This is a genomic window from Aquidulcibacter paucihalophilus, assembly GCA_030285985.1.
Taxonomy (GTDB): domain Bacteria; phylum Pseudomonadota; class Alphaproteobacteria; order Caulobacterales; family Caulobacteraceae; genus Brevundimonas.
In genome coordinates, this window is the sequence record CP127384.1 from 2,405,199 (window position 1) to 2,426,787 (window position 21,589).

General features: G+C 68.0%; 21 protein-coding genes. 5 read left to right on the forward strand and 16 right to left on the reverse strand.

Annotated features, from left to right (window positions below; translation table 11 throughout):
* Positions 1 to 374: 374 nt before the first annotated feature.
* Positions 375 to 1,436 (forward strand): helix-turn-helix transcriptional regulator, encoded by a 1,062-nt coding sequence (locus tag KB221_11785; protein WIY68760.1) that lies wholly within the window; start codon positions 375 to 377, stop codon positions 1,434 to 1,436.
* A gap of 70 nt (positions 1,437 to 1,506) precedes the next feature.
* On the opposite strand, the gene KB221_11790 is transcribed toward KB221_11785, so the two are convergent.
* The 5 genes from KB221_11790 to KB221_11810 are packed head-to-tail and all read right to left on the reverse strand — an operon-like array spanning position 1,507 to position 6,337.
* On the reverse strand, positions 1,507 to 2,196 hold the full coding sequence (locus KB221_11790; GenBank protein WIY68761.1) for an isoprenylcysteine carboxylmethyltransferase family protein: 690 nt from the start codon (positions 2,194 to 2,196) through the stop codon (positions 1,507 to 1,509).
* On the reverse strand, positions 2,193 to 2,843 hold the full coding sequence (locus KB221_11795; protein ID WIY68762.1) for a hypothetical protein: 651 nt from the start codon (positions 2,841 to 2,843) through the stop codon (positions 2,193 to 2,195). The genes KB221_11790 and KB221_11795 overlap by 4 nt, the downstream gene beginning before the upstream one ends.
* Positions 2,844 to 2,854: 11 nt before the next feature.
* Positions 2,855 to 3,622 carry an SDR family NAD(P)-dependent oxidoreductase gene (locus tag KB221_11800; GenBank protein ID WIY68763.1) on the reverse strand — a complete coding sequence of 256 codons (768 nt, stop codon included), beginning with the start codon at positions 3,620 to 3,622 and terminating at the stop codon, positions 2,855 to 2,857.
* The gene (locus KB221_11805) at positions 3,612 to 5,726 is read right to left on the reverse strand and encodes an AMP-binding protein (protein WIY68764.1); all 2,115 of its coding nucleotides are present in this window, start codon (positions 5,724 to 5,726) and stop codon (positions 3,612 to 3,614) included. The genes KB221_11800 and KB221_11805 overlap by 11 nt, the downstream gene beginning before the upstream one ends.
* Positions 5,723 to 6,337, reverse strand: coding sequence for a thermostable hemolysin (locus KB221_11810; GenBank protein ID WIY68765.1), 615 nt, complete (start codon positions 6,335 to 6,337; stop codon positions 5,723 to 5,725). Before KB221_11810 ends, KB221_11805 begins: the two co-directional genes overlap by 4 nt.
* Positions 6,338 to 6,619: 282 nt before the next feature.
* On the opposite strand from KB221_11810, the gene KB221_11815 reads away from it, so the two are divergent.
* The 3 genes from KB221_11815 (at position 6,620) to KB221_11825 (ending at position 10,637) form a co-directional block, all read left to right on the forward strand.
* On the forward strand, positions 6,620 to 7,126 hold the full coding sequence (locus tag KB221_11815) for an RNA polymerase sigma factor (GenBank protein ID WIY68766.1): 507 nt from the start codon (positions 6,620 to 6,622) through the stop codon (positions 7,124 to 7,126).
* A gap of 91 nt (positions 7,127 to 7,217) precedes the next feature.
* Positions 7,218 to 8,216, forward strand: a complete 999-nt coding sequence (locus KB221_11820) for a FecR domain-containing protein (GenBank protein WIY68767.1) — start codon at positions 7,218 to 7,220, stop codon at positions 8,214 to 8,216.
* An 18-nt stretch (positions 8,217 to 8,234) separates the two neighbouring features.
* Entirely contained in the window at positions 8,235 to 10,637 is a 2,403-nt protein-coding gene (locus tag KB221_11825; GenBank protein WIY68768.1) for a TonB-dependent receptor, read from the forward strand.
* A gap of 152 nt (positions 10,638 to 10,789) precedes the next feature.
* On the opposite strand, the gene ccoS is transcribed toward KB221_11825, so the two are convergent.
* The 8 genes from ccoS to ccoN are packed head-to-tail and all read right to left on the reverse strand — an operon-like array spanning position 10,790 to position 18,478.
* Positions 10,790 to 10,978, reverse strand: coding sequence for a cbb3-type cytochrome oxidase assembly protein CcoS (gene ccoS, locus KB221_11830; GenBank protein ID WIY68769.1), 189 nt, complete (start codon positions 10,976 to 10,978; stop codon positions 10,790 to 10,792).
* Positions 10,975 to 13,113, reverse strand: coding sequence for a heavy metal translocating P-type ATPase (locus KB221_11835; protein ID WIY70918.1), 2,139 nt, complete (start codon positions 13,111 to 13,113; stop codon positions 10,975 to 10,977). Before KB221_11835 ends, ccoS begins: the two co-directional genes overlap by 4 nt.
* 26 nt (positions 13,114 to 13,139) lie before the next feature.
* Complete coding sequence (locus tag KB221_11840; protein ID WIY68770.1) at positions 13,140 to 13,628, reverse strand: FixH family protein; 489 nt, start codon at positions 13,626 to 13,628, stop codon at positions 13,140 to 13,142.
* On the reverse strand, positions 13,628 to 15,115 hold the full coding sequence (gene ccoG / locus KB221_11845) for a cytochrome c oxidase accessory protein CcoG (GenBank protein ID WIY68771.1): 1,488 nt from the start codon (positions 15,113 to 15,115) through the stop codon (positions 13,628 to 13,630). Before ccoG ends, KB221_11840 begins: the two co-directional genes overlap by 1 nt.
* The gene (ccoP, locus tag KB221_11850) at positions 15,112 to 16,008 is read right to left on the reverse strand and encodes a cytochrome-c oxidase, cbb3-type subunit III (GenBank protein WIY68772.1); all 897 of its coding nucleotides are present in this window, start codon (positions 16,006 to 16,008) and stop codon (positions 15,112 to 15,114) included. The genes ccoG and ccoP overlap by 4 nt, the downstream gene beginning before the upstream one ends.
* The gene (locus tag KB221_11855; GenBank protein WIY68773.1) at positions 16,001 to 16,174 is read right to left on the reverse strand and encodes a cbb3-type cytochrome c oxidase subunit 3; all 174 of its coding nucleotides are present in this window, start codon (positions 16,172 to 16,174) and stop codon (positions 16,001 to 16,003) included. The genes ccoP and KB221_11855 overlap by 8 nt, the downstream gene beginning before the upstream one ends.
* A complete protein-coding gene (gene ccoO, locus KB221_11860; GenBank protein WIY68774.1) occupies positions 16,171 to 16,908 on the reverse strand; it encodes a cytochrome-c oxidase, cbb3-type subunit II in 738 nt (245 codons plus the stop codon). Before ccoO ends, KB221_11855 begins: the two co-directional genes overlap by 4 nt.
* Positions 16,909 to 16,918: 10 nt before the next feature.
* Entirely contained in the window at positions 16,919 to 18,478 is a 1,560-nt protein-coding gene (ccoN, locus tag KB221_11865) for a cytochrome-c oxidase, cbb3-type subunit I (protein ID WIY70919.1), read from the reverse strand.
* A 220-nt stretch (positions 18,479 to 18,698) separates the two neighbouring features.
* On the opposite strand from ccoN, the gene KB221_11870 reads away from it, so the two are divergent.
* Positions 18,699 to 18,959 carry a hypothetical protein gene (locus KB221_11870; GenBank protein ID WIY68775.1) on the forward strand — a complete coding sequence of 87 codons (261 nt, stop codon included), beginning with the start codon at positions 18,699 to 18,701 and terminating at the stop codon, positions 18,957 to 18,959.
* 9 nt (positions 18,960 to 18,968) lie between these two features.
* Here KB221_11870 and KB221_11875 read toward each other — a convergent pair whose 3' ends face one another.
* The 3 genes from KB221_11875 to hemN form a co-directional block, all read right to left on the reverse strand.
* Positions 18,969 to 19,358, reverse strand: coding sequence for a response regulator (locus KB221_11875; GenBank protein WIY68776.1), 390 nt, complete (start codon positions 19,356 to 19,358; stop codon positions 18,969 to 18,971).
* A complete protein-coding gene (locus KB221_11880; GenBank protein WIY68777.1) occupies positions 19,358 to 20,041 on the reverse strand; it encodes a helix-turn-helix domain-containing protein in 684 nt (227 codons plus the stop codon). The genes KB221_11875 and KB221_11880 overlap by 1 nt, the downstream gene beginning before the upstream one ends.
* Before the next feature lie 105 nt (positions 20,042 to 20,146).
* On the reverse strand, positions 20,147 to 21,547 hold the full coding sequence (hemN, locus tag KB221_11885; GenBank protein WIY68778.1) for an oxygen-independent coproporphyrinogen III oxidase: 1,401 nt from the start codon (positions 21,545 to 21,547) through the stop codon (positions 20,147 to 20,149).
* Positions 21,548 to 21,589 lie beyond the last annotated feature (42 nt).

The following is a 21,589-nucleotide window of genomic DNA, read 5'->3' on the forward strand; positions in this document are numbered from 1 at the left end:
CGTCCTGCCCCCGGACTCGCAGGCATGCAGGCTTGCCGGGCACGGCACGAGCGACGAGTTGGTTACGCCGCCGGATCATCAACTATTACGTGCGATCCGTCAGCGGCAGACCCGCCATCACACCACTTAGCTTTCCGCACCTCAGCGCCGGCCAGGGCCGCCCGTGGAGGCGAGCGCGCGGCCCTGGCCGGCAACGCCGTCTCTGTGACCTGTCCTGAAAGACAGGCCATCGACCCCCGTTCTTGTCTGCCCGTCTCACCCCTTGAGACTCACAGGCAATATTTTGTATTCCTTGGCAGTTCGTTGGCAATTCAACGCGCACTAGGCCAATCGAACCCCTGTAGTCGTGTGAGGACCGTCCGACATTCCGGCGGTTGTATAGGGTTCTTGAGTTGCCGAGTTCGCGTACGCTTTCCTGGGATGTTTCGACCCGCACACTGCCCGACGCCTTTGAGCGCTATCTCGCGGGAATAGCGGACCTGTATGACGTTGCGGACGTCAGCGAGACAGATCGTCGGAACTTCTTCAACACCACAACGGCCACGCTGTCCCCCTCAGGCTCTATCGGCCAGGGCCGGTCCGTGCGCCAGACACTTGCCCGGGGTCCCACCACGCTGCGGCGGTCTGATGTCGACGGTCTCAACATATTCATCAACCGCACCGCCCTGATCGGGGACTGCGACGGCAGGCCGGTGGACGCCCAGCCTGGCGCCCTGCAGTTCCGTGACATGAGCCGACCATCCACCTCCCGCTTTGATTCCGTCGACGTCATGACCGTCCTGGTCCCGCGCCACATCGTCCCGCTGGTGTTGTTGAGACCCGACATTCATGGACTCGTCATCCCGCCAGAAAGTCCCGGGGTCCGACTGATCCAGGCCCAGATGATCACCTTGCTCGACCTGGCTGATGACCTCGGCGAGGCCGAACTGGAGACAGCAGTGCAAGCGCTTTTGCTCGTTGCGTCCCATATTGCGGGTGCCAGGGTCTCGGTCGGGGGACCCGAGCTTGCAGCGCTGCAAGGCGCTGTTCGCCGGGCCGCCGCCGAATACGTGGAGGGGCGCATCGACGCCCTGGACCTGCCCATCAACATCGATGCCGTCGCCCATGCCGGCGGCGTCTCACGCGCGACGCTCTATCGAGCCTTCGACGGCGAGGGTGGGGTCAACCGGTACATCCAGGATCGCCGCCTGCACCAGGCCCGGAGCGCCCTGCGCCGCCGCCGGGGGGCGAGCCCCACGATCGCGGAAATTTCCCACGACTACGGCTTCGCTTCCCCAAATCACTTCAGTCGGCTGTTCCGGACCCGCTACGGCTATTCACCGAGCGAGGTCAGCGGCCCGGAAGCGTCACCCGGCATCTCGATGTCGAGCGGGCCCATGCGGCACGACATCCTCGGCGCCTGGCTCAGGGACCCGCGCAAGGGTGACGGCCTCTGACGACAGGCCAGGGTGCCGGCCGGGCCTCAGGGCCCGGAACGCCACCGTGGCGAGCCCCCTTCCCTCGGCCTCAGAGCAACCGGAGGGCCGGCGTCAGCAGATGGAATTCGTGCAGGGCTGCAATCCCCCGGAACAGGGGGATGGCCAGAAGCATCACCGAACTGTCACGCAGGGTGGTCAGGAAATACTCGGGTGCCATCACCAGCGCAGGCTCGTCACGCCAGCCGGACCAGCGCGGCCAGAACCGCGGCGTCCTGTCGTGATAGCGTCGGTAGTCTTCGCCGAACGTCCCCGTCAGCCAAGCTTCCTCCCGCCGCACCGTGGCGAAAAACACGGTCATCGCGATGGCTGTGAACAGGCCAGCAAGTGTCAGGCTTCCGGTCTGCGCGCCCATGCCGAAGGCACCCAGGAAGCTGAAGACATAGAGGGGGTTCCGGGAGACTGAATACGGCCCCCGATCGACGATCTCCGCCTTCTTGCGGCCGCCGATATAGAGCGAGCACCAGGCGCGACCGACGATGGCCACCACAAGCACCATCACGCCGATACCGAGGATGATCGCGTGGGTGGCCGTCCCGGTGAGGACGGGGGCCGTCACCAGGGACAGGCCGATGACCGCGAGGATCGCGACCAGCAGCACCGCCTTGCGGATCCGCTGGACGCGCTGGATGGCACCGGGATCGGGCCGAACGTCGTTTGGCAGCACGGCCTCGATCACAGCCTTCTCTGCCGTTCCGGGTTCGGCGAGCAAGTCAGTCACAGGTGAGTCCTGACCTGGGCGAGGAGGGTACGGGCCTCGGCCTTCCGGCCGCGGTCGGCGGCCGCCCGGCCCGGGCGGGCCGGCGCTGCCAGCGCCCGTTCCAGCGAGCGCGCTGCGCCCGCGTAGTCATGCTCACGGTTGAGCAGATCTCCCATGAAGTAGTTGGCGTCGACGTCATTGGGGGCGATCGTCAGGGCGCGCTGGAGATAGGTGCGCGCCCGCGTACGATTGCCGAAGCCGATCGGCGCGCCGGGCACCTGCGCATAAAGCGATCCCAGCGAGGTGAGGGCGGCCCCGTTGAGCGCCCGCGGATTGATCGCCTCGGCGCGTTCCAGCAGGGTTCGGGCTTCCCGCGCGAGGCCGAGCCCGCCCAGACCGCCCCGCAGACCGGCTTCGGAGGCAGTGATGATGGCACTCCAGATCAGGGGCTCGGCGCGCCCCGGAGAGGCGGCGACGACGGCATCCGCCTGGGTGTTCAGCCGGGCCATCTCGGCCAGCCGCGTCCCCTGCGGAACCTCGTAATTGATGTGGTCCCAGCTTCGCTGAAGCACGGCGACACGGTCGTCCACCGCGTCGGCGCGAGCTGGCTGGACAGCGGCGAACGTCAGGACCGAGGTGAGGCCCAGGGCCAGGATCAGGCGTTTCATGGCGGTCTCCTTCAATGCGATTGTGAGGGGGTGAACAGGGCCCGGGCCTTCAGGTCATTGGCGCGCAGGGCACCGTCGATCAGACCGGGCGCGAAGCCGTTGAGGCGCACGAAGAGCGCCTCGGGGAAGCCGAGGTAGACGTCCTTGCGCCCGTCGCGGATGGCGCGGACGATGCGCCGGGCGATCGCTTCGGGTTCGTCCATCGTCATCCCGGTGAGCTTCGCCCAGGCATTGACGGCGTCACTGTTCAGGGGCGTCCGCACGGCGCGTGGGGCGACGTAGGTGACGCCAACCCCTGTCTGGATCAGTTCGCGGCGAAGCGCCTGGCTGAGCGCGCGAAGGCCCGCCTTGGAGCTGGAATAGGTCGCGAAATGGGCGAAGTTGATGGAGCCGAAGATCGAGCCGACATTGGCGATCTGTCCCCTGCCCCGCGCCTTCATGCCCGGCAGAACGGCCTGTGCCAGCCGCGCCGGCGCGACCAGATTGACCATATAGGTGGCGTGGAGATGCGCGGGGGTCTGGGCCTCGAGCGGCCCGAAATGCTGGATGCCCGCCAGATTGATCAGAATGTCCCAGGGCTCGGCGGCAACCCGGGCGCAGAGCGCATCCAGGCCCGCGGCGGTCGACAGGTCGCCGGCGATGAAGGTGCCGCCATCTTCCGGCGGATTGAGATCGACGATCGTGAGCTGTCCGCCTGCCTTGCGGATGTCGCGCGCGATCAGACGTCCCATGACGCCGGACCCGCCCGTCAGCAGCACGCGCCTGTCCTTAAACCGCATGGGACAGCTCCCGCGCGGCCGGGGCTTCGACGTAGTGGGGGATTGAGCGGAACAGGTCCCCGAAGAGACCGAACATGCGCCGTGCCATGTGGGTGATCGCCGCCCGGTCCTGGTCCGACGTCACCCCGTCCAGAACGGTCCTGAGGAAGGCGATGTGGTCCTGGTCGAGGGCCCCGTGCGACACCAGATAGGTAAAGGCCGCCGGCGGCAGGCCCAGCGAGCCGCGGACCGCATCCGCGCCTATGCTGGCCAGCTGGATGCTGACGCTCTCCAGCACGAACACCATACCGAAGAAGCCCATCGGCGAGACCCGGGTCACATAGTCATAGGCATAGGCGACCATCATTTCGGTCGCGGCGTTGGGGCCGTCCTGCACGGTCCTGTCGGGGTCACCGCCGGCGGCCCGGATGTCGTTCAGGATCCACTGCTCGTGACCCGTTTCCTCGGCGATATAGTCGTCGAGCACCTGCCGGTAGGCCTGATGACTGTCACCCAACCGGGCCTTGGTCGCCTGCATCAGCGGAACGGTGTGGCGGACATGGTGGTAGGCCTGGGCCAGATAGGCGACATAGGTCTCGCGGGAGATGCGCCCCTGAAGGCCGTCCCGGATCTGGGGGACGGCCGCGAAGGCGGCGCGCTCGGTCGCGGTGTCAGCCGCCAGCTGGTCGAAGAATGACATCGCGGGTCCTGTGGAAGGGATGGGATCGGGTTCGGCGACAAAATCGGCATAGGCGCTGAGCAGCGTGGCGCGGCGGGGCCGGCCGTTGGCGGTCACCTGGCCCGCGCGCGGATCGAACGGCGCTGTCAGGCGCCACCGGATGACGTGGGCATAGTCGGGCAGGCGCGCGTTGATCCGGGTCACGGCGTCCCTGATTTGCGCCTCGGTTCGGCCGGGCAGCGGGACGATCAGGGCCCCCAGACCGGCCTGGGCCTCACCGAACACCATGGCCTGCAGGATGTCCGGGTGAGCCAGCAGCTCGCTCTCGATCCATTCCGGCGAGATGTTCCGGCCAAAGGCGGTGATGATCAGGTTCGACTTGCGACCCTCGATCCGCAGGCGGCCGGCCTCGTCGAAGGAGCCGAGATCGCCGGTCCTGACCGGGCCGTCGTTGAAAGGGCCGCCGACATAGCCGAGGAAAGGCGATGGCCCGACGATGATCTCGCCATCATCCGCCACGCTGACATCGAGATGCGGCAGCGGCAGGCCGACGGTTCCGGGCGCGGCGTCGCCGGGCCGGTTCATCGCCACGACCGACGCGCATTCACTCAGACCGTAGCCCTCGACGACGGGGATCCCGGCGTCGGCCGCGGCGGACAGCAAGGCCGGCGAGACGCGGGCACCGCCGACAGCCACCAGATCAAGGGCGGGCGTGGCCGCGCCGGACATGATCTTGGCCGCGACCAGACCGCGGAGAAGCTCGGGGACCAGAATGAGGCTGGTCGCCTCGCTCGCGACCACCTCCGCCAGAAGCTGGCCGACATCCGGCAGGAAGGGGTTGGCGAAGCCGATCTCCGCCAGGCCGGGCGCGTGATAGCGGCCTCCCGCCAGCAGGATGGGATACAGGCCGGCGACATTCTCAAGCAGCACCGCCAGCGGCAGGACGGCCATGTGTACGCCGGCCCGCTCGCGTCCGAGGACCGCGACCAGGGCTTGGGCGACGGCCTCCATCTGTTGCAGCGACAGACACACGCCCTTGGGCTGGCCGGTCGAGCCCGAGGTGTAGGTGATCTTGGCGGTCCCGGGATGCAGCGGCCGTCGCGGCAGACCCGTCGGATCGAGCCGCACCCCGGCGTCGCCGGCCGAGATCAGCAGGCCGGCTCCGGCGTCAGCAAGGGCGTGCTGCCGCTGTTCCGCGGTGAAGAAGGGCGGGATGGGCACCGACACGCGGCCGGCCGCGATCAGGGCCAGATCGGCCACCACCCAGTCCGGGCCGTTGTCGAGTGCCACACCGACGGGGCTGTCATCACCCGTGAGCCTCGACGCCAACAGGTCGACCTGGGCCTCAAGGTCGGCCCAGCTCAGGGCGTCCCCGGCGGAGGTCACGACAATCCGTTGCGGCGTCTCGCGGGCCGCCCGCCGGACAGCGGCAAGCACCGCGCTCACGGACGCCCCCGGAAATGAAGCCGGGTCCGGACCGCGCGCGCGACCTCGGTTTCGTCGGCGAACCGTTCGAGGGGATCGCAGGCGGCGCGGATCGAACCCGCCAGAACCTCGGGATTGGCCTGGTAATAGGCACCCCAACTGAGGCCGTGATCGCCGAGGCGGTCCGGATTGGCTGTCGCCAGCTTGAGTGATCCCAGCCCCGCGCGATGAAAGATCCCGCGCAAGGCGTCCGTGGCTGTCGCGACCGCAAACTCCGCCCCGGACGCGAGGAGGTGACGAGCCAGGGCCGCGAACAGGAAGATCGTGGCACCGCGTCCGTTGGAGGCGAGGTTGCCGATCTCGACGACCGCGCCTCGACCGACAGACGCGCCGAGCAGGGTCGTCAGGGCGCTCTCAACCGGGGCATCGAGGTACTGCTCGAGAAAGAGGGGCTCCTCAGCGGCGCTACGGAAGCCGACGACGGCGTAGATTTCGCCACTCTCGTCCTGAACGCTCATCAGCGTGGGATAGTGGACGGTGATCCGGCTGCCGTAGGCGCTCGCATAGCTGTCCTCGATGAACGCCTCGACCCGCCGCCGTTCGGCTTGGTGGGGATCATCGAAGCGGATCACGCAGGGCAACAGGGCTCGTGGCCGGCGGGTCGTGCCCTTGGGCTCGGACGGAGGACTCACAACAGACGCAGAGGACAAGGCGACGTTTCCCGACAGGTGTTCGACAGTGAGACGTCGCGGACGCGCTCCCCTCTCAATCGAAGCCGAACTTTTTTTCGCCGCCCGTCTCCGCGCCGGTTGCCGCCAAACGCGACGCGGCCGACAACCGGAACAGGTCCGCCCCAAGGGGCCCGTCAGGTCAGAGGTTCGTCCGCGATGCAGCCGGACGCGAAAGCGGCGCTGTTGGAAATCTATCTCGAGCGGCGCGACGCCCTCGTGCGCTTCTTCGCACTCAGAACCGGGTCGGACGCCCAGGGCGAGGATGTGGTTCAGGACATCTGGCTGCGGCTGGAAGCGATGGCCCCCGAGGCAGCGGCGGAGGTCAGAAGTCCGGCGGCCTTCCTCTACCGGCTCGGCTCGAACCTGATGCTCGACCGGGTCCGGAGCCGCCGGCGGGGCAGCCAGCGCGACGACGCCTGGGCGCAGTCGCAGGTGGGGACCGTGGGCGGCGAGGTTGTGACGGAACAGCCGTCCGCAGAGGACGCGGTCTGGGCACGGCTCAAGCTGGGGCGCGTCATCGTCGCGCTGGAAAGCCTTCCGGAGAAGACGCGTGAGGCCTTCCGCCTGCACAAGCTGGAGGGGCTGAGCCACGCGGAGACGGCGGAGGCCATGGGCGTGTCCCGCAGCGCCGTCGAAAAATACGTCAGCGCCACCCTGAAGCACCTGCTGCGGGAGGTCGGTTGGCCATGATGCCCGGATTCCGCCATTTTCTCTTGAGGGGCTGCGCCGTCGGCGACGTCTCTCCCTCGAAGCGGCTCCTGCGCCGCCGCCACGAACCGTCATGACCCAGAACCCGCCGCACCCCGACGAACCGATGATCGAACAGGCCGCCGCCTGGGTCGCGCGTCTGCACGCCGATGACGTGTCGGAGGCAGACTGGCTTCGACTGGAAGCCTGGCTGGCCGCGGATGCCCGGCACCTCGCGGCCTATGAGGAAGCTGAAGGTCTCTGGTCGGCCCTGGGCAGCCAGCGCGAGGCGATCCGGCTTCGCCTCGAGGCCGGGCCGGTCGACAATCTGGTTGAGCTTGGAGCCCGCCGTGGGCCGCGTCGCACCTGGCGGCCCTGGGCGCTGGCGGCGGCGCCGTTGGCCGCAGCGGTGGCGGCCGGCCTTCTGCTGATCGGCCCGGCGCTGGACCAGCGCGTGGTCACCTACCAGACGGCACCGGGTGAAACCCGGGACGTGGTGCTGAAGGACGGCACCCGGATCGCGATGAACGGCGGCTCGCGCCTGACCGTTCAACTGACCGGCGATGTGCGCCAGGTGAAGATGGATCAGGCGCAGGCGGCCTTCGACGTCGCCCACGACAGCGACCGTCCGTTCCTCATCGATGTCGGCGAGAGTCAGGTCCGGGTGATCGGTACGGCGTTCGACATCCGCCGGGACGAAACCACGACGCGCGTCAGCGTCAGCCGGGGCGTGGTTCAGGTCTCCGACCTGCAAACCCCGTCGAGGGCCGTGCGGCTGACCGTGGGCCAGAGCGTGGCGCGCGACGATGCGACGGACACCGCCGTGGTCTCTTCGGTCGATCCTGGCGCGGCTGACGGATGGCGGCATGGCCGCCTGACCTATCAGGACCGGCCGCTGGCGGAGGTCGCCACGGATCTGGGCCGCGCGTTCGGCACGCCCGTCGTCGTCTCCGCAAGCGCCGCTGACCTGCGGTTTACGGGCGTGCTGGAACTGGATGACGAGCGCCGCGTCATCGCCCGGCTGGAAGCCTTCCTTCCCGTCACCGCCACTCGTGCGAACGGTCAGGTTAGGCTAGACAGGCGTCCGGGTTGATCGGATCGGGACAGGCGCGTGTATCGAGGTGTGGCGTGCGTCGGCCTGATCTGGGGCCTTTGCGGACCCGCCGCGGCTGAGCCGACCGTCTTTTCGATCCCGTCCCAGCCCCTGCCCCAGGCGGTCGTCGCCTTCGGCCTCCAGTCCGGCGTCTCCATCGGATCCGGCGCGGCGGCTTCATGCGGTCGTTCGCGCGCATTGCGGGGACGGTTCGAGACAGAAGCCGGCCTGACGCGACTGCTCGCCGGAACCGGCTGCACCTGGCGGCGGATCGACGGCCGGGCCTATGTGATCGAGCGTGCCGCCCGGCCTGCGCGACCCGTGGTCACCCGCCCCCGCGCTGTCCCCCGGCCGACAGGATCCGGCGATCCGGGACCCGAGGTGCTGGACGAGGTCATTGTCACGGCGACCCGGCGCGACATCACCCTCGCCGAAGCGCCCTATGCCCTGACGGCGATCGACGGCGCCGTCTTCGATCAGGCGACCCGGCGCGACACCGCGGATCTTGCGTCCCGCGTCGCCGGCCTGACCGTCACCAACCTTGGCCCCGGTCGCAACAAGCTGTTCGTGCGCGGCCTGGCCGACAGCCCCCTGACGGGGCAGACCCAGGCGGTGGTCGGTCAGTATCTCGATGACACCCGACTGACCTATGACGCCCCGGATCCTGACCTGCGGCTGGTGGATATCGCCCACATCGAGCTGCTGCGTGGGCCGCAGGGCACGCTGTATGGCGCAGGGTCGATCGGCGGAATCCTCAAGCTGGTGACCACGCCGCCCGACCTGAGCACCTATGGCACCGAGGTCTTCGCCGGCCTCAACGCCACCGAAGGTGCCGGCACGGGCCGCTCGGTCGATCTGGTGCTCAATGCGCCCATCCTCCGCGATCGCCTCGGCGTCCGACTGGTCGCCTATAGCGAGGTCGTCGCGGGGTCGATCGACGACCCTGCGCTGGGGATCGTCAACACCGGCGACACCGTGCGCGAGGGCGCGCGGCTGGGTCTGGCGTGGAACATCCGGCCCGGATGGGACCTCCGGCTCGGCTATATCGCCCAGACCCTGAACTCGGACGACAGCCAGTACGGCTTCTCCCGGCTCGGCGGTGACCGGCGCGCCCTTGCGCTGCGCGAACCTAGCCGCAACGATTTCGACGGTCTGTCGGCGACGCTTTCGGGCGATCTGGGGTGGGGGCGGCTGAGGCTGACCACCGCCATGCAGAGCCATGGGCTGGACCGGCGGTATGACGCGACCGTGGCCGCAGGCCGTTTCGGCGGCATTGGGCCCACCGCCTATGACGAAAGCGACCGGATCGACGGCCTGATCACCGAGGCGACCCTGACCTCGCCCTCCGGTGGCCGGCTCAACTGGCTGATCGGTGCCTTTGCCACAGAGTACAGCCACGACCGCACCGGCGTGATCACCCAACGCGATCCGCAGGACATCCTCTACGCCGCCGGCCGGCGTGACCACACGGACGAGACCGCCCTCTACGGCGAAGCCGCCTGGGCCTTCACGGACCGGCTTCGTGTGACGGCGGGCGCACGGCTGTTCCGGCTGGGCGTTGAAACGGAAGCGACCGCCCGATCCCACGGCGTGATCTCGGACGCGTTCGAGGGAGACCGAAGCGACAGCGGCTTCGCGCCGAAACTGGTCATCGAATACGATCTGACCGACACCGTCCTGATCTATGCCCAGGCGAGTGAAGGCTACCGGGCGGGCGGCTTCAATACCGGTGCACGCCCCGGCCAGAGCTATGGCGTCTCGGCGGGCGACCCTCAGCCCCGGCGCGCTTTCCGCTCCGATGAGCTTCTGAGCTATGAGGCCGGTGCCCGCATTCGCGGCTGGGACGACCGGCTGAGCCTCCGACTGGCCGCCTTCGCTATCGACTGGCGCAACATCCAGTCTGACCGGGTCGCGGACGACGGTCTGCCGTTCACCGCCAATATCGGAGACGGGACCAATTTCGGACTGGAGGCCGAAGGCGTCTGGTCGGACGGTCCCTGGCGGATCGACGCCAATCTGCTGTTGAACGACCCTGAGATATCGGAACCGGATCCCGGCTTCCCCCTGCCCGACGACCGCCATCTGCCGGGTGTGCCAGACGCCATCGGCAACCTGTCCATCCACCGTGATCTCGTCATCTGGAGGGAGGCGGGCTGGATCAGCGGCAGCCTCGGCTACGTCGGTCGCTCCGACCTCACACCGTCTGGCGGTGTTTCGGCGGCCATGGGCGGTTATTTCACCTCGGATCTGGCGGCGGGCGTCGAACTCGGTGACTGGCGCGCGACCGTGAGGCTCGACAATGTTCTCGGACAGCACGGCGACACCTTCGCCTATGGCAATCCATTCCTGGTCGGTGTCGAGGATGTCGAAACCCCGCAGCGGCCGCGCTCGCTGTCTTTCGCGCTAAGCCGGACGTTCTGACCGTCGTCCAAACGGGCGGGGCGAGCACAGACGCAACCAGCCTGCCATCTGCTCTCAGGCCGCCCACCCTCCGGCGCGCGTGGATGACACTGTCTTCCCTGGAGCCCCGCAGCAGAAAGCCGGCGGTAACATGGGTCCCGCCGGATACCTTGTCAGTCAGTGGTGATCCTGTCCGGGGCCCTGGTCCCGGGGCTATCAAGGTCCTCGTCGTCGATCAGGATGCGCTCGGCCGCGCCCTTGATGTCCTCGTACTGACCCGCACGCAGGGTCCAGACGAAGGCACCGACGGCCAGCAGACCAAGGGCAACGGAAAAGGGGGCCAGCAGGAAGATGATGTTCATCGCCGGTTCCTCACACGCAGCGCATTGAGCGTCACGACCAGCGAAGAGCCGGACATCGCCAGGGCGGCGACGAAGGGGTTCACCAGACCAAGCATGGCGGCGGGCGCAGCGACCAGATTATAGAGCGCCGCAAAGCTGAAATTCTCGAGTGCGCGATGGCGGGCGGAACGCGCCACATCGATGGCTTCAACGACCGCCATCAGGGCGTCGCCGGTGAGCACGAGATCGGCGGCGTTCTGGCTGGCCGCCAGCGCCGTACCGGGGGCGATCGCCGCATGGGCGCGCGCGAGGGCCGCGGCGTCATTCAGCCCGTCGCCGATCATCAGGACCTTCCGCCCGGCAGCGGCGAGGCTGTCGATCGCCCCGGATTTCTCCTCGGGCAGGAGGCCGGCACGCCAGTCGTCGACCCCGAGCGTTTTGGCCACGGACCGGACCGCGCCGGACTGATCGCCGGACAGGATACTGACGGTCATGCCCCGCGCCTTGAGCGCCGCGATCGTTTCCCCGGCGTCGGGCCGCAGAACGTCCGAGAACTGCAGCCGAACCTTGGACTCGCCTTCAAATCCGAACCAGAGTTCCGTTTCGCCGGAGCGCTCGGTCGGGACACCGACGAATGCCGCGCGGCCCAGCCGGGCGCGGCGGCCGTCGATCAGCCCCTCCACCCCCAGCCCGGGGTGTTCGGTGACCTCGGTGGCGAGAGGCCCCTCTCCTGCCGCACGGGCGACGGCGCGGGCCATCGGGTGGCTGGAGGTCCGTGCCAGCGGCGCCGCGAGGGCGATGATCGTCGGCGATGCCCCGACCAGGGCGGGCCGGCCTTCGGTCAGGACGCCGGTTTTGTCGAAGACGACATGATCGATCTCGGCCAGCCGTTCGAGCGCCGCGCCCGATTTGACGAGGACGCCCCGCCTGAAGAGCCGGGCCGAGGCGACGACCTGCACCGCGGGAACGGCCAGTCCGAGGGCGCAGGGGCAGGTTACGATCAGCACCGCGACGGCGCGGATGAGCGCCTCACGCGGGTCGAGGCCGAGGGCCCAGCCGCCGGCGAAGGTCGCCAGGGCGGCCGCATGGACCACGGGGACGTAGAGCGCCGCCGCACGATCGGCGAGGCGGACATAGCGCGAGCGGGACTGGGTCCCGGCGTCCACGAGGCGGGCGATGGCCGCGAGGCTCGAGTCTTCGGATCGGGCGCGGGCCCTGAGCGTCAGCAGTCCCGAGGTGTTGACCGCGCCCGCGCGGCACAGTTGGCCCGGACCGACCCGTTCGGGTGCGCTCTCGCCGGTCAGCAGGCTGTTGTCGAGCAAGGCCTCGCCGGCCTCGAGGGTGGCGTCGACCGGGATGCGGTCGCCCGGCCGGACGCGCAGGACATCACCGGGCTGGACATCCGAAAGCGGGATGGACCGCTCACGGCAGGCCGAGTCGATCACGCAGACCGCCGGGGCCTGGAGCGCCAGCAGATCGCCTGCGGCGCTGCGCGCCTTGGCCCGCAGGACATGGTCCAGCCAACGCCCGATCAGCAGCAGGAACAGCAGCGAGACGGCGGCGTCGAAATAGGCGTCGCGACCGTTCAGGATGGTCTCCGAGAAGCTGATCGCCAGCGTCAGGATCACCCCGATCGAGATCGGAACGTCCATGTTCGCCCGCCCTGCCCGCAGCGACCGCCAGGCCGACTGGAAGAAGGTCATCCCGGCGAAGATGGCGCAGGGCGCGCCGACGGCGGCCGACATCCACATCATCATCGAACGGGTCGCGGGCCCGAGTTCCTGATCGAACAGTCCGGCCCAGATCGGGACGGAGAACATCATGGCGTTCATCGCGCCGAAGCCGGCGACCGCCAGGGCGAGGATCAGCCGACGTCCCTCGCGGTCCCGCTGCACGAATGCGGTGCCAGGGTCGTACGGGGTGGCCGGATAGCCGAGCCGCTCGAGGGCGGCGATGATGCGGCCCGGATCGACGCCCGCATTCTCAAGCCCAAGCGAGAGGCGGCCGGTGGACAGGTTCAGACGCGCCGACCCCACACCCGGAAGAGCCCCCATCTCGCGCTCGATCTTCGAAATGCAACCGGCGCAGCGCGCGCCGGTCACCAGCAGATCGAGCCGCGCCTGGCCGTCGTCCGTCCTGCGCAGGAAGGCGGACATGTCGGGCTGGCTGGCCGCCTCGAAGGTCACGGCCACGTCAGCCTCCGCTCTGCGACAAACGAGGGGCCGGAGCCCAGGGCTTCGACACGGGCGTCCCACGCGCCGGACAGGCCGGGCCTGGCACCGACGTACTGGCCCGGACCGGCTTCCGTCAGGGTCACGACCGTGCGTCCCTGTTCGGTTGCCGGTCGCAACAGGGTGGCCGTGACCCTGAGGCCGCTCAACGGTTTGCCGTCGCGATCCTGAAGCAGGACCGCCACGCCATCCGCCCGGGCCTCGACCGCCGCGCGCCAGCCCAGGCCCTCCTGCGCCCGCTGGCGCTCAAGCTCCGCGTTGTAGATCAGGCCCGCCTCATAGGGCCGCGCCGCGACCTGCCCCGGGTGGGTGCGATAGGCCAGGGTAAGGAAGACCCCATCGACCCCGATCACGATGGCGAAAAAGGCCACCACGCCGGCCGCGACGTGCCAGCCCTTGACCGTGAACGGAACGCGCGGCGGAGACGAGGACGCGGTCATCAGCGGAGTTCTCCATACTCAAAGGCCGTCCGGACCGTCTGCCGCTCATCGCCCGAGCGGACATCGAAAGACGCAGGCCGGCTGCCTTCGGCGACATCGGACGCGGGGGCGGTGACGAACACCCGGACCGACGTCACCCGGTTCGGGTCGACCCGCAGGGTCAGCGGATCAGACGCCGGCCGCCCGGGACTCCTCAGGGTCGCGCCGGGAACGCCGTCGTAACGGACTTCCACGGTCGCCGCTTCAAAGCCGTGGTTGGCGATCTTCAGGGTGTAACCGTTGCGGACGGCCCCGTCGTGGAGCCGCACGGACGCCGGATTCCGGTCGCGCAGGGCATGGACGTCGAGCGTCTTGCGGGTGCTGAAGCCCCAGATCATCAGCCCACTGACGATGAGCAGGGCGACGCCGTAGTACAGCGTCCGCGGTCGGATCATGCGGTGTTGCGGCTTCTGACCACAGCTTCGCGCGGCCACGGCTGAATCGGTGTCATAGGCGATCAGCCCGCGCGGGCGGCCGACCTTTTCCATGACCTCGTTGCAGGCGTCGATGCACAGGCCGCAGTTGATGCATTCCAGCTGGGCTCCGTCGCGAATGTCGATGCCCATCGGGCAGACCACAACACACTGGTTGCAGTCGATACAGTCGCCCCGGCCTTCCCAGGACTCCGTCTTCTTGTGCGGCCCGCGCGGCTCGCCGCGGTCGTAGCGATAGGTGACCTGGAAGGACTGATCGTCCAGCATCGCGCCCTGGATGCGCGGCCACGGGCACATATAGGTGCAGACCTGCTCGCGCATGTGGCCGGCGAAGACATAGGTGGTGAAGGTCAGGATGGCGCAGGAGACATAGGCCGTCATCGGCGCCGTCCCGACCCAGAAGGTGCGGATCAGCTGGGGCGCATCATGGAAATAGAAGATCCACGCGCCGCCGGTGCCAAAGGCGACGCCGATCCAGACCGCGTGCTTGCCCGCCTTGCGCCAGAGCTTGTTGAATGACGTCGGCGCTGCGTCGAGACGCATCCGCGCATTGCGGTCGCCCTCGAACATCCGTTCGACGTAGATATAGAGATCGGTCCACACCGTCTGGGGACAGGCGTAGCCGCACCAGAGCCGGCCGAACAGCGACGTCACAAGGAACAGGGCCAGCGCGGAAAGCACCAGCAGGCCGGTGATGAAATACACCTCCTGCGGCCACAGCTGGATCATGAAGAAGTAGAACCGGCCGCCGTCGAAATCGACGAGAACCGCCTGGTCCGGCAGCGCGCCCGGCCGGTCCCAGCGGATCCACGGGGTGATGTAATAGATCGCCAGCATGACGATCAGCAGCGCCCATTTGATCCACCGCCACTGGCCATGGACCAGTTTGGGATAGATCGGCACGCGCGCCTTGTAGAGACCTTGCGGGCGGTCCTTTTCCCGCTGCTTTTCGGCGATCGAGACCGGTCCGGTCGCCTTGGAGCGATCGCGGCTACGGTCGATGATGATGGTCATGGCGCGACTGTGACGGCTCCGGACGCCTCGCCGCCCCCGGCGTTGACGTGGATGTAGACGGCGAGCGCCTTGATGACGCCGGGCGAGAAGCGGCCCTCCCAGGTCGGCATGACGCCGTTGCGGCCGTTGTGAATCTGGCCGCGGATGGACTCGCGGTCGGACCCGTAGAGCCACTCCCGATCCGTCAGGTTGGGCGCCCCGACCGCACGATCGCCGACGCCGGTCGGCGTATGACAGGCTGCGCAGTTATCAGCATAGAGCTGCTGCGCACGGCCCACCGCCGCGGCGTTCGCGGGACGGCCCGAAAGCCTCACGACGTATTCGGTCAGGTCGGACACCTGGGCGGCTGTGAGCATGTTCTCACGACCGAAGGCCGGCATCTGCGAGGTACGGGTCTCGGGATGGGCCGAGCGGACACCGACGCGCAGGGTGTGCTCGATCTCCTCGAGTGCGCCGCCCCACAGCCAGACGTCGTCGCGCAGGTTGGGATAGCCGCGGTTCCCGCCACCCCCGGCACCGTGGCAGGTGGCGCAGTTGTCGCCGAAGACCGATTGCCCGACCGAAAGCGCATGCGCCTGGAGAGCCGGATCCGCCTCGATCTGCTGCAGGCTGGCCGTGGCCAGCATCGCCTCACCGCGGCCGCGCTGGGCCTGCAGCGCCTGCAGGTCCTGAGCCACGGCGGCGCGGTCCGACTGTTTTAGAATGCCGGGCGTATAGCCGTTCAGACCAGGCCAGGCGGGCATCAGCACCCAGTAGACGATGGCCACCACGATACAGCCGTAGAAGATCCACAGCCACCAGCGCGGGAGCGGGTTGTCCAGCTCGCGGATACCGTCCCAGACATGCCCGGTCGTCTCGACGCCGGAATGTTCGTCGCGCTCGGGTTCAGACATGCTCGTCCTCGTCGTTTTCGAGCGGAAGATGTGAAAGGCGCTTGAACGCCTCGCGGTTTTTCGGCCACAGCGCGTAGACGACACCGGCGATGAAGACGGCGCCGAAGTAGAGGGTGCCGCCCTGCTGGGCGAACTTCGCCACGGTTTCGTAGTCGAGGCCGCTCATCGCATGTTCTCCGGGTCTTCAGCCTGGTAGGTGCGGAAGTCGACCTGGGTGCCGAGCTGCTGCAGATAGGCGATCAGCGCGTCCATCTTGGTCAGCCGGTCGGGGTTGCCGTCGAAGTCGCCCTGGGCGATCCGCGGGCCGTATCGGCTGCGAAGGTCCGAGGTCGCGCTGGCGAAGGGATCAACCTGGGCGTTCAGGTCCGCCGCGGCATTCTCGATCTGGTCCGCGGTATAGGGAACGCCGACCGCTACCATGGTCCTCAGCTTGGCCTGGATGGCATGCTGGTCGAGATCCTGGTCCGCGAGGAAGCGGTAGGGAGGCATGTTGGACTCTGGCACCACCGAGCGGGGGTCTGTCAGGTGCTCGACGTGCCAGTCGTTCGAGTATTTGCCGCCGACACGGGCCAGGTCGGGCCCCGTCCGCTTCGATCCCCACTGGAACGGGTGGTCGTACATACTCTCGGCGGCAAGGCTGTAGTGGCCATAGCGCTCGACCTCGTCACGAAGGGGGCGGACCATCTGCGAGTGGCAGCCGTAGCAACCCTCGCCGATATAGATGTCGCGCCCGGCCAGCTCGAGCGGGGTGTAGGGACGCACGCCCTCGACCTCCTCGATCGTGCTCTCGACCCAGAACAGGGGGGCGATCTCGACGATGCCGCCGATAGACACCACCCCGATGATGCCGAGGACGAGAACGAGCGAATGGCGCTCGAACCTGTGATGCTGCTTCCACATGATCTGATCCTCACTCGGCCGGCAGGAGTTGCGGCTGGATCGTCGTCGCCGGTAGGGCCGAGCTGTTCGGCACGGACGGCATGCGGATCGTTCGCCACAGGTTGTAGGACATGATGAGCGTGCCGCTCAGGAACATCAGGCCGCCGACTGTGCGGATGACGTTCTGGATGTGTTTGGCGGACACGGTCTCGATGAAGCTGTTCGCGAGGAAGCCGTCGGGCGTGTATTCGCGCCACATCAGGCCTTCCATGATGCCGGAGACCCACATCGCGGTGATGTAGAGAACGATGCCGGTCGTCGCGATCCAGAAATGCCACTCGACGAGGGCGTTCGAATACAGCCGCTCCTTCTTCCACAGCCAGGGCACCAGGCAGTAGATGGCCCCAAAGCTGATGAAGCCGACCCAGCCGAGGGCACCGGAGTGGACGTGGCCGATGGTCCAGTCGGTGTAGTGCGACAGGGCGTTGACCGTCCGGATGGACATCAGCGGGCCTTCGAAGGTCGACATGCCGTAGAAGGCGATGGCCACCACCATCATGCGAACGACCGGGTCGGTCCGCAGCTTGTCCCACGCCCCCGACAGGGTCATCAGGCCGTTGATCATCCCGCCCCAGGACGGCATCCACAGCATGATCGAGAACGTCATGCCGAGCGTCTGCGCCCACTGCGGGAGGGCCGTGTAGTGCAGATGGTGCGGACCGGCCCAGATGTAGATGAAGATCAGCGACCAGAAGTGGACGATCGACAGACGGTAGGAATAGACCGGCCGCTCAACCCGCTTCGGCACGAAATAGTACATGATCGCCAGGAAGCCGGCGGTCAGGAAGAAGCCCACGGCGTTGTGACCGTACCACCACTGGACCAGCGCATCCTGCACCCCGCCGAAGGCCGAATAGCTGCGCGCTTCCAGCAGGCCCACCGGCACCGCGGCGTTGTTGACCAGGTGCAGCAGGGCGACGGTGACGATGAAGGCCAGGTAGAACCAGTTGGCCACGTAGATGTGGGGTTCCTTGCGCTTCCAGATCGTGCCGAGGAAGACCAGCAGATAGGCGACCCAGACGATGGTCAGCCAGATATCGACGTACCATTCGGGCTCGGCGTACTCGCGCGACTGGGTGATGCCCGAGACATAGCCCGTCGCGGCCAGGACGATGAACAGCTGGTAGCCCCAGAACACGAACCAGGGCCAGATCCCGCCGGCCAGCCGCGCCTTGCAGGTGCGCTGCACCACCCAGAAGGAGGTGCAGATCAGGGCGTTGCCGCCAAAGGCGAATATCACACCCGAGGTATGCAGGGGCCGCAATCGGCCGAAGTTCAGCCAGCCGTGCTCAGGGAAGTAGAAGATCTCGGGCCACGACAGCTGGGCGGCGATGAAGACGCCGACCGTCATGCCGATGACGCCCCAGAACATGGTGGCGATCACGCCCGCGCGAATCACGCCGTCCTGGTAGCGGTTGGGGTCAGCGCGGAACTTCCCGTGGGCGAAGCCGATGGTCAGGGCGCTGAGGGCCAGAACCGAGGCGGCCATCAGGATGTATCCATGAAACCGGAACGCTGCGTCGTCGGTCATGCCGGTCGCAAACAGCGCCAGGACCGCGGCTACGCCGAGAAACAGAAACAGGGCGACGACGTCTGACGGCGTGTCGGCGTCGGGCTTTGCTATGGACGGCATTCGGATAGACCCCTCGATCAGAGGATCTCTCCGTGCCCGGCGTTCGCGACTCGCGCCTTGCGCTGGCGCAAAGCCCGCGACGCAAAATGCGGGTCTTGTGCGTTTGAGGAGATTCAAGATGCGAATTCAGGACATTCAGGACCGGCAAATTCTGGGCGCCGCCCTTGTCGTGCTCGGCCTTGCCTTGGGGGGTGCGGCGGCGATCGCCGGACTGCTGGCTGTTGATCACATGGCTTTCACGGGGCCGATGTGCGGGCCGACCCTGGGCCATTGCGTACGCTGCGTGGCCGCCGTGGCCCTGCTGGTCGCCGCCCTGGCGGTATCCGGAACAGGCGCCTGGATGCTGAAGTCGCGGACCGCCCTCAGCCCTGCGACCTGAAGGCGTCTCTCAGCCCTGTCGCGCCAGCGCCTTGCGAACGGTCGTGAGCAGGGCGTCGGTCAGAAGCGGCTTTTCGACGATCGGCACGCCGGCGGCCGCCGCACGGTCTCGCAAGGCGGCTCTTGGATTGGTCGTTATCAGGATCGCCGGAAGGCCGACTCCGGCCGCCCGCAGACGTTCGAGAAGCGCCAGACCGTCCATGCCCGGAAGATTGTGATCCAGGATCAGACAGCCCTTTCGCGGCAGATCGTCCGCGGCCAGCAGGCTCTCGCCATCCAGGAAGCTGCGAACGTCCAGCCCCTCCAGGTCGAACGAGAATTGCATCGCATGGGTCACGGCGGGGTCATCGTCCACAAGGATGACGGCGGGCCTTGAGGCTTGGATGACGGTCGTCGCCATCACGCGCACATGCCCTCCAGCCGGCGACGCTGCAGCAGGCGCACATGACGGGATGAGCGGGCCTCGACCATGCCCTGTGCCTGGAGCTGGGACAGGGTCCGCGAGACCGTGTGAATGGTCAGGCCGACATGGTCGGCAATGTCCTGACGCGTCATGGGCAGGTCCATGATTTCCGGCCATCCCATGCGGTCGGCGAAGTCCAGCAGGAAGGCCGCGACGCGCTCGGTGGCACCCTGCCGAGCGAGCAGCAGGGCGTGGTCCTCGCTGCGGCGGAAGGCGCGGACGGTCACCTGCCACAGGGCCCTTGCCAGATCCACGTCGGTCACGGCGCGTCCGGCGAGCTCGGTGCGCTCCATCGCCAGGGCGTCGACTCGGCTCAGCGCCTCTGTCGTGGTCGCGTGCTCGACGCCGGCTTCGAGACCCAGGAAGTCGCCCGGCAGATGGAAGCCCGTGACCTGACGTCGGCCATCGCTCAGCAGCCGGTAGCTGATCACGGCACCGCTCAGGATCCGGTACACGAGCCGGACCGGCTCACCCTGCCGGAAGAGAAGCGCGCCGGGTGCAAACGGCGACCGGGGCGCCGTCGTCGCGCTGACGAAGGCACCGCAGAGCGCGCAATCCGGCGTGGCGTCCATGGACGGAGCGGCCGCTTCCCGGGGTTCGCAATAACGTAGGGCGGGCATCCGATCCTCCAGTCACGGTCGATGCCGCAAGCTAGGACCGGGTTCGGTTCGCCGGTATTCGGGTCTGCCCCCTAAGGGGTTTCCCTGATGTCGGCCGCGGCCCTGTCAGACCGCCCGGGCGTGTCGCCGCTCGACCGGAGCGAGACCGGCGTCGAAACAGGCGGCGACGACCCGCATCATTCGGAAGGCCTCGTCCGGGATGGTCACCGTGCGGCCCTCGACCCGGCACAGCCCGTCGGCCTCAAGCGCCGTCGCGGCAGCCACTGACCCGTCCAGCGCCGCAGGTTCGAACCCGCGATCCCGGCACTCCGCGCCGACGTCGACGGTCAGGTCACACATCAAACGTTCAATGACCCCGGCGCGCAGTTCATCCTCCGCCGTCACCGGAAGGCTCCGCGCGACGGGCAGGCGGCCGGCCTCGACAGCACGGCACCAGACATCGGTCGCCGCGGCGTTCTGGATGAAGCCCGCGGCCAGCCGACCGATCGAGGACGGGCCGACCGGAACCAGCACCGGTGCCGGATCATCCGTATAGCCCTGAAAATTCCGCCGCAGCTTCCCTGCAGCCGCGGCCAACGCCAGCCGGTCTCCGGGCAGGGCGTAGTGGTCCAGTCCGATCCGCAGATAGCCCGCGTCCCGCAGAACCGAATCGGCCGCCTCCGCCTGGGCCCAGCGGCCGTCGCCATCCGCGAGATCGCCTTCCCCGATCATGACCTGGTGCTTCTTCATCCAGGGCACATGGGCGTAGCCGAAGACCGCCACGCGATCCGGCCGCAGCGTCAGGGCCGCCTCGGTCGACGTCGCAACATTCTCCGGCGTCTGGCCCGGGAGTCCGTACATCAGGTCGAAATTGACGGCGCCGACGCCGACCTTGCGCAGGCGGTCGGTGGCGGCGGCCACCTGGTCGAAGGACTGGACCCGGTTGACCCGCGCCTGCACCTCGCGGTCGAAGGTCTGCACGCCAAGGCTGGCACGGGTCACCCCCGCCTCGCCCGCCGCGTCGATGAAAGCGTCGGACAGCATGCCCGGGTCCAGTTCGACGGCCACCTCGGCACCCGGCCGCAGGGCGAACCGGTCGGCCATGCGGCGGACGAGGGCCAGGAAATGCTCGGGCGAAAGGGCGTTGGGGCTGCCGCCGCCGAAATGCAGGTGGGCCGCACCGGCGTGTGCCGGCAGGGCGTCCGCCCAAAGGTCCACCTCGCGCATCAGGGTCCCGAAGAAGGCCTCGACCCGCTGGTAGTCATGGACGACGCTGGTGTGGCAACCGCAATACCAGCACAGCCGCCGACAGAAGGGCACATGGACATAGGCGGAGATCGTCTGATCCGCCCCGATGGCCGACAGCCAGCGCCGGACCTCCGCGTCGCCCTCGACCGGTGCGAAGGCGACCGCGGTCGGGTAGCTGGTGTAACGCGGAAGACTGCGTGCGGCATGCGACCGCCAGGCCGGAGGCAGCCCTCCCGACCGCGTCGCGAAACCCTGGCAGTCCTGGTCATTGTGCAGCATGCGCCGACCTAGCGTCTCGATGCGGCTGGTGGAATTCGGGGG